Source organism: Bradyrhizobium sp. CCBAU 51745 (genome assembly GCF_028128715.1).
GTDB lineage: Bacteria > Pseudomonadota > Alphaproteobacteria > Rhizobiales > Xanthobacteraceae > Bradyrhizobium > Bradyrhizobium manausense.
Genome location: NZ_LBJP01000008.1, coordinates 52,668 through 64,294 on the forward strand (window position 1 = coordinate 52,668; position 11,627 = coordinate 64,294).

8 protein-coding genes are annotated in these 11,627 nt (G+C 64.1%); 1 reads left to right on the forward strand and 7 read right to left on the reverse strand.

Features of this window, described 5'->3' with window-relative positions:
* Positions 1 to 20: 20 nt before the first annotated feature.
* From rnd to XH98_RS10970, 6 genes are all read right to left on the reverse strand, one after another.
* Positions 21 to 1,169 (reverse strand): ribonuclease D, encoded by a 1,149-nt coding sequence (gene rnd, locus XH98_RS10945; RefSeq protein WP_271618591.1) that lies wholly within the window; start codon positions 1,167 to 1,169, stop codon positions 21 to 23.
* Between the two features lie 414 nt (positions 1,170 to 1,583).
* Entirely contained in the window at positions 1,584 to 2,918 is a 1,335-nt protein-coding gene (locus tag XH98_RS10950) for an ABC transporter substrate-binding protein (RefSeq protein ID WP_271618592.1), read from the reverse strand.
* Between the two features lie 10 nt (positions 2,919 to 2,928).
* Positions 2,929 to 3,798 (reverse strand): carbohydrate ABC transporter permease, encoded by an 870-nt coding sequence (locus XH98_RS10955; protein WP_057757823.1) that lies wholly within the window; start codon positions 3,796 to 3,798, stop codon positions 2,929 to 2,931.
* Positions 3,795 to 4,745, reverse strand: coding sequence for a carbohydrate ABC transporter permease (locus XH98_RS10960; RefSeq protein ID WP_271618593.1), 951 nt, complete (start codon positions 4,743 to 4,745; stop codon positions 3,795 to 3,797). Before XH98_RS10960 ends, XH98_RS10955 begins: the two co-directional genes overlap by 4 nt.
* Position 4,746: 1 nt before the next feature.
* Complete coding sequence (locus XH98_RS10965; RefSeq protein ID WP_271618594.1) at positions 4,747 to 5,598, reverse strand: phosphodiesterase; 852 nt, start codon at positions 5,596 to 5,598, stop codon at positions 4,747 to 4,749.
* A gap of 250 nt (positions 5,599 to 5,848) precedes the next feature.
* A complete protein-coding gene (locus tag XH98_RS10970) occupies positions 5,849 to 7,321 on the reverse strand; it encodes a protein adenylyltransferase SelO (RefSeq protein ID WP_271618595.1) in 1,473 nt (490 codons plus the stop codon).
* Positions 7,322 to 7,517: 196 nt separating this feature from the next.
* On the opposite strand from XH98_RS10970, the gene aspS reads away from it, so the two are divergent.
* Positions 7,518 to 9,290 (forward strand): aspartate--tRNA ligase, encoded by a 1,773-nt coding sequence (gene aspS, locus XH98_RS10975; protein WP_057757812.1) that lies wholly within the window; start codon positions 7,518 to 7,520, stop codon positions 9,288 to 9,290.
* A gap of 159 nt (positions 9,291 to 9,449) precedes the next feature.
* On the opposite strand, the gene XH98_RS10980 is transcribed toward aspS, so the two are convergent.
* Entirely contained in the window at positions 9,450 to 11,423 is a 1,974-nt protein-coding gene (locus tag XH98_RS10980; RefSeq protein WP_271618596.1) for a hypothetical protein, read from the reverse strand.
* Positions 11,424 to 11,627: the final 204 nt, after the last annotated feature.

Here is an 11,627-nt window from a genome sequence, read left to right on the forward strand (position 1 = left end):
TTGGTCCGCGTGGCAGAACGCTACGCCCGCTGAACCCCGATCACGCGGCCCTTTTCGATCGCGAGCGCGAGCTCGCCGCGCTTGAGCTTCAGCGCGGCCTCGCCGAACAGCTCGCGGCGCCAGCCGCGCAGGGCCGGTACGTCGGCGTCGTCATCGGCTGCGATCTCCTCAAGATCGTCGACGGTGGCGATCACCTTGCTCGCCACCGCATGGCGCTCGGCGGTCATGCGCAGCAGCACCTTCAACAGCTCGACGGTGGCCGCGCCATTGGAATTGTTGCGCGGCTTCTCCAGCTTCGGCAGCGTCGAGAAATCCCGCGCCAGCCCGCGCTCGACGGCGGCGACGATGTCAGCGCCCCATTTGGATTTCTCAAATCCCTTCGGCACCGAGCGGAGATGCGCGAGCTTCTCCAGCGTGTTCGGCGCATGGGTGGCGATGTCGGTGATGGCCTCGTCGCGCAGCACGCGGCCGCGCGGCACGTCACGGCTCTGCGCCTCCTGCTCGCGCCAGGCGGCGACTTCCATCAGCACGGCAAGATCCTTCGGCTTGCGCACCCGCGTCTTCAGCCGTTCCCAGGCGCGCTCGGGGTGGAAGTCGTAGGTCTTGGGCGAGGTCAGGATCTCCATCTCGATGGAGACCCATTCGCTGCGGCGGCGCTTCTTCAGATCGGCGTCGAGCGCGGCGAACACGTCGCGCAAATGCGTGACGTCGGAGACCGCGTAGTGCATCTGCTCCTTGGTCAGCGGCCGGCGCGACCAGTCGGTGAAGCGGTGGGTCTTGTCCGGGCGGTGGCCGGTGACCTTCTCGACCAGGGCGTCATAGGCGATGCTGTCGCCATAGCCGAGCACCATGGCCGCCACCTGGGTGTCGAACACCGGGTGCGGGATGATATTGGCCTGGTGCCAGATGATCTCGATGTCCTGGCGCGCGGCGTGAAACACCTTCAGCACAGCCTCGTTGCCCATCAGCTCGAAGAACGGCTTGAGGTCGAGGCCCTCGGCCAGGGTGTCGATGACGATCGCTTCCTCGGGGCTGGCCATCTGCACCACGCACAACAGCGGGTAATAGGTGGTCTCGCGCAGGAACTCGGTATCGACAGTAATGACGGGGTGCTTGGCCAGCCGGCTGCAGGCAGCCGCAAGGTCAGCGGTGGTGGTAATCAAATCCATGAACGGCCCATGACACTTGGTATCAGCCGTTCTGCCGAAAGCGCTGTGATGTCAAGGGGCTCTAAGCGAATTCGAGCCTTGCATTGGGGCCAGAATCGTTCCTTTCCGACGAAATTCCTATTCGTAGCGGACCCGCTGCGAGGATTTGCGGGCACAGGGCAATGCCACGACCAGCACGCACATGGCGACCAGAGCCAGTCCCAGGAACTCGAAAACCAACAAATCCACGGCAAAACCCCTCAGGAAACATTGCTAGACTTGTCTGGGGTGCGTTGAGGGTCTGTTAATTGCAATGGTTACCGGCGGCGGGCTGGGCCGGATGGTGGACGGGGGGTTAACGGGGGGACTTACCCCAGACGTATTCGGCGCCCCGAGGGACGGAGCGCCGATATTTGTTTGCCGGGAAAACGAATCTCACGGCAGCTTCAGCGACGTCTCCGCGTTGTACGGCTTCAGCGTCTCGTCGGCGGCCTTCTGCGCGGCGGCGAGGGCTTCCTTCGGCTGCTTCTTGCCGTTCAGGACCAGCATGACCTCGTCCTCGAGATTCTTGCGGACCGGTACGGTCTTGTAGGTCGCGAACCAGGGCTTGGCGACGTCGAGCTGCTCGACCGCGGTCTTGGCGTCCGGGTTCTTGCCCAGGAAGTCGACCATGTCAGGCGTCTTGTAGGCGGCCATGTTGGGCGCGAAATAGCCGGTGGCGCGGCTCCACCAGGCGCTCTTCTCGGGCGAGGTCATCCACTTGATCAGCGTCCAGGCGGCCTTCTGCTTGTCGGCTTCCACGCCAGCCGGAATGATCAGCGAGGCGCCGCCGATCGGCACGGCGTTGCGGACGTTGCGCGGAATGAAGGCGACCTTGTAGTTGAACTTGGCATTCTCGCGCACATAGGTCAGCGAGCCCGTCGACAGCATCATCATCGCGGCGTTGCCTGCAATGAAGGAGGTGCTGGCGGCCGGACCAGGCGTGGCGCCGGGCGGGTGGACCTTGTGCTTGCTCACGAGGTCGTTCCACCAGCTCAATGCACCCAGCATCGAGGGCGTATCGTAATAGACCTCGCCGCCGAACTCCTCGTTGTAGTAGCGCCCGCCATTGCTCATGGTGAGCGTTTCCATCATCCAGCCGCAATAATCATAGGCGCAGGGGATCGTGATGCCCCATTGCGTGACCTTGTCGCCCTCGCGCTTGGTCAGCTTCTTGGCCCAGTCGGTCAGCTCGACCCAGGTTTGCGGCGGCTTGCTCGGATCGAGGCCGGCTTCCTTGGCCTTCTCGGCGTTGATGTAGAGCAGCGGGGTCGAATTGTGGAAGGGCACGCCATAGACGGAGCGGTTGATCACGGCATTGCCCTGCAGTGCCGGGAAGAACTGGCCCAAGAACTTCTCTTTGGTGGTGCCGTCTGCGGCGATCAGGGAATCGAGATTGGTAAGCTCGTTCTCGATCTGCATGTCGAGCAGGAAGTTCGCCGACATGATCACGGCGGCCGGCGGCTTGCCGGCCTTGATCGAGGCGCGCGTCTTGATCAGCGTGTCGTCATAGGAGCCGGTGTAGACGGCGGTCGCCTTGATATCGGGGTGACCGTCGTTGAACTCCTTGATCAAGCTGCCCATGTCGCGGGCGAGCTTGCCGTCGACGGGCACGGGGAAGAACAGGTCAATCTCGGTCGGACCTTCGCCGGCGAGAGCCGGGAAGGCGAGGGCACTTGCCATGGAGCCTGCCATGGCAAGGCCGAGCATGAGCCGGCGGGAAAGCAGCATCGGAAATCTCCTATTTGATGCCTGAGGTGACGAAAGAGCTGATGAAGCGCTTCTGGAAGATCAGGAAGGTGATGAGCAGCGGTGCGATCACCATCAGCGTGCCGGCGGCAATCGTGCCCCAGGCCTGCGTGCCTTCCGCGGTCGCGGTGAAGACCGACAGGCCAACCGTGAGCGGCCGTTTGTCCGGCGAGTTGATCACCATCAGCGGCCACAGGAAGTCGTTCCAGTGGCTGGTCACCGAGATGATGGCAAAGGCCGAGAAGCTCGGGATCGACAGCGGCACATAGATATGGCGGATGCGCTGGAATAGGCTGGCGCCGTCGATCAGCGCGGCGTCTTCCAGCTCGGTCGGGATCGCTTCGAACGCCTGCCGCATCAGGAAGGTGCCGAAGGCGGAGGCGAAGAACGGCATCATCACGCCGGCGAGCGTGTCGTAGAGGCCGAACTGCGCGATGATGCGCAGGTTCGGCACGATCAGCAGCACCGGCACCAGCATCAGCTGCATCAGGAACAGATAGAAGATCAGCGTCTTGCCGGCGAAGTCGAGCCGCGCGAACGCAAACCCTGCCAGTGTGATCGTGACGAACTGCACCAGCAGGATGCCGGTGCAGATGATGGTGGTGTTGAGGAAATAGCGCGGGAAGTCGCCGATCTCCCAGGCATCCCTGATATTGTCGAGCGTCGGCTTCAGGCTCGGGATCAGCTCGGCCATCAGATTGATGCCATCGGAGGACGGGCGCAGCGTCGCCACGCCCATCCACAGAAACGGGATCAGCCAGGCGAACGCGAGCAGGACCGTCAACAGGAAGCCGAGTTTGGGCGTGATCTCGTTGCGGGTGGCGAGCGGGGCGTCCTTGTAGAGACGATCGATCAGCTTCATGGCCCGCCCTCGCGGTTGGCCATGGTGCGGAACGACAGAGCAGTGAGCGCCATCAGGGCGGCGAGGGTCAGCAGCGTTGCCGCCGACGCCATGCCGATGTCGTAGTGCTCGACGGCTTGTTGGTAGATGTAGAACAGCACGAGATTGGTCGCGTTCGACGGGCCGCCCTTGGTCATGACAAAGACATGGTCGACCTGCGTCACCGCATTGAGCGTGGCGATGACGGTGACGAACAGGAAGGTGGGCTTGAGCTCCGGCAGGATGATGTAGCGCAGCCGCATGAAGGGACCTGCACCATCGAGATGTGCCGCTTCCATGACATCCTCAGGCACGGCCTGGAGGCCGGCCAGGAAGAACAGCATGTAATAGCCGGCGTTCTTCCAGATCGTGATGATCATGATCGCGTAGAGCGCGATATCGGGGTCGCCGAGCCAGTTCGGCAGCACCGGCAGCAGCCGGCCGATGTAGTAATCGAGCAGGCCGACATTGGGGAGGAAGATGAACAGGAACAGCGCGGATGCCGCGACCATCGGGATCAGCACCGGCAGGAACAGCGCGGCGCGCAGCGCGCTGGTCACCACATTGGTCCGCGCCAGCGCCAGGGCGAACAAGAGCGCTAGGCCGATGCTGGGGATCGCTGTGCCGACGGCGTAGATCGCATTGTTGACGACAGCGCCGGTGAAGGCGGGGTCCGCCAGCACCGCAGCGATATTGTCCAGGCCGACGAAGCGAAGCGGCGCCTTTGGCGTGGCGCGCTGATAGAGCGCATCGATGACCACGCGGCCCATTGCGCCATAGGTGAACAGCGCAAGGAAGATCAGCGAGGGCAGCAGCAGCAGATAGGCCGGCAGCGAAGCTTTGAGGCGGGCAATGAACCGCGTCACGATATGCAGCCGCGTCGGCACTGATGCCACGACCGGAAGAGCCGCGGGTTCTGCGAGGCTCATGTCATCGCGCCGGGAAATTGAGCGCATAGTCGCGGTCGTCCACGCCCGCAGGTGGGTCGAAGGGGAAGCGCAGACTGGTGTCGAGGAAGTCGTGGCTGTGCACGACGAGATTGTCGGCGTCGATCAGCACCACGCCATAGGCCGGCGGCTCGTGGCTGGCGAGATGGTCGGCGGCGTTGGCATCAAGCTCGAACCAGACCTGGTGGTTGGTGCCGCGCAGCGTCGAGAACGGGATCTTGCCATAGCTGCCGAAGATCGGCCGGTGCACATGGCCGAAGAAGAGATGGCGGATACGCGCGCGATAGGGCGCGATCACCTCGGCAAACTCGGCGCTCTGCATCAGCGCGATCTCGTCCATCGCATGGACGCCGACCGGGAAGGGCGGGTGATGCATGAACACGACGAACTGTTGGTCGGCGGGTGCGGCGGAAAGCGTCTTCGCCAACCACTCGAAGCGCCCGGCGCACATCTCGCCGGCATGGCTGGTCTCGTCCAGCGTGTCGAGGAAGACGAAAAGGCCATGCTCGGTGGTGCGGGTACCCTGCACGAAGCCGTTGGGATCGCGCGGCGCGGCCTTCAGCCCGTCGAGGCAGGCGACGCGCTTGTCGTGATTGCCGACCATCGCAATGTAAGGAATCTTCAGCGCCGACATCGCCTCGGCGAAATTGGCGTAGGATTCAGGCTCGCCCCAATGGGTGAGGTCGCCGGTCACCACCGCGAAGGCGGCATCCGCCTGGTGCTTGTTGATGTCGGCGATCGCCGCATCGAGCCGGGTGCGCGGGTCGAGGCCGTAGAGCTTCAGCCCGGGGTTTGCGAGATGGGTGTCGGTGATGTGGATGAACTTGAAGGGCATGGCGCGCTTTGTCGGGGCTGCTGGAGGACGGGCGCCTCCGGCAGGACGGCCCTGGCAGGGCGTTAGTGCGCGTGTGTTTCAGTTTGATGACAGTGGCTCCCGAGCGCCCCGAATTCCAAAGGAAGCCGTAGTCAGGCGCGAGAACGTAGGGTGGATCAGCGAAGCGTAATCCACCTCTTTGCTTTCCGTTTGGTGAGAGAAGTGGTGGATTACGCCTTCGGCTAATCCACCCTACGCATCGAGATTGTCGCTACGTCCCGCAGAACGTCTGCAGCACCCGCTGATCCGGCAACGGCGGATCGGCGTACGCGGCATACTCCGGCTGGTCCTCGTAGGGCTTGGCCAGCACCTTCACCAGTTCCTCGAACGGTGCATAGTCGTCGTTGTTGACGGCAGCCTGGATCACGGCCTCGACGCGGTGGTTGCGCGGGATGAAAATCGGGTTGACGGCGTGCATCGCGGCTTGCCGCTCCGCCGCGGTCTGCGGCTCCAGCGCGATGCGCGCGCGCCAGCGTCCGGCCCATTCGTCGAAGGCTGCCGGCTCCGTGAACTGTGCGCGCACGTCGGCGCCGTCATCAACGGCGGCATCGCCGAGCTTGCGGAAGGTGAGGGTGAAGTCGGCCTGGTTCTTGGCCATGGCATCGAGCAGGTCCTGGATCAGCGCCTCGTCGCCGTCGCGCTCCGTGAACAGGCCGACCTTCCGGCGCAGGCCGGCCTGATAGGCCGCGCTGAACTGATCGGAGAACGCGCCGAGAATGTCCTGTGCTTCCGCGACCGCCTTGTCCTGGTCGTCGGAGAACAGCGGCAGCAGGCATTCGGCGAGGCGCGTCAGATTCCACAGGCCGATGCGCGGCTGATTGGCGTAGGCGTAGCGGCCCATCTCGTCGATCGACGAGAATACTTGCGCCGGGTTGTAGGCGTCCATGAAGGCGCAGGGGCCGTAATCGATGGTCTCCCCGGAGATGGAAGAGTTGTCGGTGTTCATCACGCCGTGGATGAAGCCGACCAGCAGCCAGCGTGCGATGAGCTCAGACTGGCGTGCGACGACGCCAGCGAGCAGAGCGTGATAGGGCCGCTCGGCGTGAAGCAGGTCAGGATAGTGCCTGGCGATGACGTGATCGGCGAGCCGGCGGATCGCGTCGGTGTCGCGGCGGACGGCGAAGAACTGGAAGGTGCCGACGCGGATATGGCTGGAGGCGACGCGGGTCAGCACAGCGCCGGGCAGCGCGGTCTCGCGGATGACGTGCTCGCCGGTGACGACGGCGGCGAGCGAGCGCGTGGTCGGAATGCCCAGCGCATACATGGCTTCGCTGACGACGTACTCACGCAGCACCGGGCCCAGCGCGGCGCGGCCGTCGCCGCGGCGGGAGAACGGGGTGGGGCCAGAGCCCTTGAGCTGGATGTCGCGGCGGACGCCGTCCCGGTCGATGACTTCGCCGAGCAGGATCGCGCGGCCGTCGCCGAGCTGCGGCACGAAATGCCCGAATTGGTGTCCGGCATAGGCCATGGCGATGGGATCGGCGCCGGCGGGAACCGTTTTCCCGGCCAGGATCTCGGCCCCCTCGGGGGTCTCCAGCACATCGGGATCGAGGCCGAGCTGGACCGCCAGCGGCCGGTTCAGCTTGATCAGCCGGGGCGCGGATACCGGGGTCGGCGCGACGCGGGCAAAGAAGCTGTCCGGCAGCGCCGAATAGGAGTTCTGGAAGGGGAAATGGACCGTCATGGGCTCAAGATAGGGCTGGAACGCCTGATGGCAAAGGCTTGAGCCCAAATGGCCCAAAAAGGGTCCTTCGGAGCCCAAAACAGGCCGTTCCTTTGGTTGCTGCTTTGGGCCTCGTCGGGTAAACCCTGCCGCAACTTCGGACCGGTCGTTTCAGGCGGTCCGATTCGTATCCTCCGACATTGATTTTGGGACGACCATGCATCGCTACCGGTCACATACATGCGGCGCGCTCCGCGAGAGCAACATCGGCGAGACCATCCGGCTCTCGGGCTGGGTCCATCGCGTGCGCGACCATGGCGGCGTGCTGTTCATCGATTTGCGCGACCATTACGGCCTGACCCAGTGCGTGGTCGACCCGGACTCGCCGGCGTTCTCGCTGGCCGAAAAGCTGCGCTCGGAATTCGTGGTCAAGATGGACGGCAAGGTCCGCCGCCGCCCCGAAGGCACCGACAATGACGATCTGCCGACCGGCAAGGTCGAGGTTTATGTCAGCGAGATCGAGGTGCTGGGCCCGGCCGGCGACCTGCCGCTGCCTGTGTTCGGCGACCAGGAATATCCTGAGGATATCCGCCTGAAGTACCGCTTCCTCGATCTGCGCCGCGAGAAGCTGCATCAGAACATCATGACGCGCGTCGAGATCATCAAGTCGATGCGCCGGCGCATGGAGGGGCAGGGCTTCTTCGAGTTCAACACGCCGATCCTGACCGCGTCTTCGCCGGAAGGCGCGCGCGACTTCCTGGTGCCCTCGCGCATCCATCCGGGCAAGTTCTATGCGCTGCCGCAGGCGCCGCAGCAGTACAAGCAGCTGCTGATGATGTCGGGCTTCGACCGCTACTTCCAGATCGCGCCCTGCTTCCGCGACGAAGACCCGCGCGCCGATCGTCTGCCGGGCGAGTTCTACCAGCTCGACGTCGAGATGAGCTTTGTCACGCAGGAAGACGTGTTCGCGGCGATGGAGCCTGTCATCACGGGCGTGTTCGAGGAGTTCGCCAAGGGCAAGCCGGTGACGAAGAACTGGCGCCGCATTCCGTTCGCCGAGGCGTTGCGCAAATACGGCAGCGACAAGCCTGACCTGCGCAACCCGATCGAGATGCAGGACGTCTCCGAGCATTTCCGAGGGTCAGGCTTCAAGGTGTTCGCGCGCATGCTCGAGGACCCCAAGAACCAGGTCTGGGCGATTCCCGCGACCGGCGGCGGCAGCCGCGCCTTCTGCGACCGCATGAACTCGTGGGCGCAGGGCGAGGGCCAGCCCGGACTCGGCTACATCATGTGGCGCGAGGGCGGCGAGGGCGCGGGTCCCCTTGCGAACAACATCGGGCCGGAGCGCACCGCCGCGATCCGCGCGCAGCTCGGCACCAAGGAAGGCGATGCGGCCTTCTTCGTCGCCGGTGACCCTGATAAGTTCTGGAAGTTCTCTGGGCTCGCCCGCAACAAGGTCGGCGAGGAATTGAATCTCACCGACAAGGAGCGATTCGAGCTCGCCTGGATCGTCGACTTCCCGATGTACGAGTACAACGAGGACGACAAGAAGGTCGACTTCTCGCACAACCCGTTCTCGATGCCGCAGGGCGGACTCGAGGCGCTGAAGAGCCAGGATCCGCTGACCATCAAGGCGTTCCAGTACGACATCACCTGCAACGGCTACGAGATCGCCTCGGGCGGCATCCGCAACCACGTGCCGGAAGCCATGGTGAAGGCGTTCGAGATCGCAGGTTACGGCGAGCAGGAAGTGGTCGAGCGTTTCGGCGGCATGTACCGCGCCTTCCAGTACGGCGCGCCGCCGCACGGCGGCATGGCCGCGGGCGTCGACCGCATCGTCATGCTGCTCTGTGGCACCACGAATTTGCGCGAGATCTCGCTGTTCCCGATGAACCAGCAGGCGATGGACCTGCTGATGGGCGCGCCGTCGGAAGCCACGGCCAAGCAGCTCCGCGAGCTGCACATCCGGGTGAACCTGCCGCAGAAGTGAGACTGTTGCGTTTCCTCCGCGTTCGCCAAGGCGGATGCAGAGGAAAGCTGCCTCCAAACCGTCATTGCGAGCGGAGCGAAGCAATCCAGAATCTTTCTGCGGAGGAAGTCTGGATTGCTTCGCTCCGCTCGCAATGACGGGGAGAGAGTTGTGTCTCTCCTACAGCCCCGTCGACGCCTCCATCCTGAACTGCGCCAGCGCGACGATCGGCTCGTTGTTTAGGACGTCCATGAGCTGAAGCACCGGCACCTTGCCAAGCGGTGTCAGCTTGATTGTGAGCGTTTGTCCCGAGGTCTCGACGAAGCTCGCGATCGCGTCCACCGCGGGCTTGGCATCGATATTGGAGGCCGCGACTTTCTCGCCCTGCGCCCGGATCATTTCAACGATGGCGCTGCGCGCGGCGTCGCGACTGACGTTCTGCATCCGGGCGAACTGCGCCACCACCAGATCGACGACGCCGCTGTCATGGAGGGAGAGCTCGATCGTGCCGGTCTCGATCTGCATTGCCTGTCCCGTCACCTGCGACGGATCGAGCGAGAACATGTCGCGGGACACGTTGGCGAGTGCAAGACGCGCCTGCGCTCTGGCGATGCCTCCAATGTCGAGGGTCGCCGGCGCGAGCACGAGGCTGTTGGATTGCTGGGTCCAGGCGGCGCCTAGTTCGAGGTCGATCGCGAGCTTGTCGATGCCGGCGGCGAGCAACGGAAGCTGCTTCGGATCGGATGCATCGGTTGGCGTGACGAATTTCGCAACCACATGCGCTTTGCTCGGAATCGAGCCGATCAGCTGCCCCCAGTCCAGGCTCACGGTGTCGACCGTGACCAGCTTCTTGGTGTTCTTGAAGGGCGCAACGACGCCCTTCAGCTCCGCGCCTGCGAGCACGCCGAACAGCCCGAGCATCTGATCTGGCGAGGGGGCCCGCCCGGGAGTCGCGATGCTTGCCGTCCAGCGAAGCAGGCTGGGGAGGCTGAATGATTTGAGCGCGAAGCGATCCATCTTGAATTGTCCCGCGGCGGCGGGAGCATCGAGACCTTCCACCGCGAACTCGCCCTCTGCATATTTGATCGCATCGAGCTTCGCAGTGCCCTGCGGCGTTGTGGCCGACAGATTGCTGATCTCGGCCTTGCCGACACGCAGGCCCTCGTAAACACCAGCGATCTTCTCCATCAGCTCGCGGCTCTGCGCCGGCGTCGGAGGCGCCGAGCTATCCTTCGGCAGCAGGGCGAGCAGCTCGCCGGGGCGGAATTTCGACGGCTGATAGCCGATGTCTTCGACGATGATCCGTCCGACCTGGGCGCGCACACCTTGGGTCGATGTCAGCGCATAGCTTCCGGTGGTGACTTGGCGATAGACGCGGCGGTAGGTCTCGTCATTGGCCTTGGCGGGATCCAGAGCGGCAATCACCGCATTCGCATCGAAGCCGTCGATGATCATGTCGGAGAGTTCGCCGCTCAGCTTGTCGGGCCGCGACGGTTGCCGCGTGGTGATGGCGAATACGGCGTGGTCCAACTTGGCCGTGTCGATCTTGCCGCGGTTGATGTTGCGGATCACCAGTCCGGAATAGGTGATATCGACGTCCCCGGTGACACCTGTGCCGGTATTCATCGCGACGCTCAAGCTCGGAACGGTGACCGAGGCGGCGGTGACGTCCGCAAATTGCTCAAGCGTGAAGCGATAGGCGTCAAGAACCGACTCGGACGCGGGCGCACCCTGCACGCGCGTGGGACCGGAGTAATTGGTCAACGTGGCTTGCGGGATCTTGTAGCTGCCTTTCAGGCCGGCAGCTCCCGCTTCGCCTGAGATCGCCAGCTCCACGCCGGCGATCTCGATCGTGCCGGCCGAGACATGCGCATCGTCGGTCTGGCCGACACCTGCCGCCTTGATACGGGCGGCCTTGAAGCCGGCAATGGGCGAGCGCCCCGGCTCGACATTGATGTCCTCGATCGTCAGCGTCCGGCTCGGCAGGTCGAAGCCGATCCTGCCGTGGCTCGCCTTGCCGCCACCGCTGCGGATCTGCTCGAAGGCCGCCTCGATCTCGGTGGTGACGCGGTGCTGGACGTAGAGGTTGAAGCCGAACCATCCGCCCGCGACGAGCACGGCTGCTACGATCAGGCCGATCAGGATCCGCTTCATTCCCAGCTCCAGTTGCTCATTGTGCGCTGCGCAACCTGCCATATTCGGGAAATGTCGCAAGGTCCAGGGAAAGCTAGCGCTGTCAGATATTTGACTGATGGCCCTGTTGATGGGACCGCAATCGGATGTTGCCACCGGGCCTTCGGCCGTGCTTCATCCGGGTTTCCACGACCCGGAAATAGCGTCCGCTTGGACGATCGCTCC

What these genes read in the sequence shown, in the direction of transcription:
- XH98_RS10955 (WP_057757823.1), bottom strand. Translation starts at nt 3,798, where the DNA reads ATGAAGCTGATCGATCGTCTCTACAAGGACGCCCCGCTCGCCACCCGC.
- XH98_RS10950 (WP_271618592.1), bottom strand. Translation starts at nt 2,918, where the DNA reads ATGCTGCTTTCCCGCCGGCTCATGCTCGGCCTTGCCATGGCAGGCTCC.
- XH98_RS10980 (WP_271618596.1), bottom strand. Translation starts at nt 11,423, where the DNA reads ATGAAGCGGATCCTGATCGGCCTGATCGTAGCAGCCGTGCTCGTCGCG.
- XH98_RS10960 (WP_271618593.1), bottom strand. Translation starts at nt 4,745, where the DNA reads ATGAGCCTCGCAGAACCCGCGGCTCTTCCGGTCGTGGCATCAGTGCCG.
- XH98_RS10970 (WP_271618595.1), bottom strand. Translation starts at nt 7,321, where the DNA reads ATGACGGTCCATTTCCCCTTCCAGAACTCCTATTCGGCGCTGCCGGAC.
- XH98_RS10965 (WP_271618594.1), bottom strand. Translation starts at nt 5,598, where the DNA reads ATGCCCTTCAAGTTCATCCACATCACCGACACCCATCTCGCAAACCCC.
- aspS (WP_057757812.1), top strand. Translation starts at nt 7,518, where the DNA reads ATGCATCGCTACCGGTCACATACATGCGGCGCGCTCCGCGAGAGCAAC.
- rnd (WP_271618591.1), bottom strand. Translation starts at nt 1,169, where the DNA reads ATGGATTTGATTACCACCACCGCTGACCTTGCGGCTGCCTGCAGCCGG.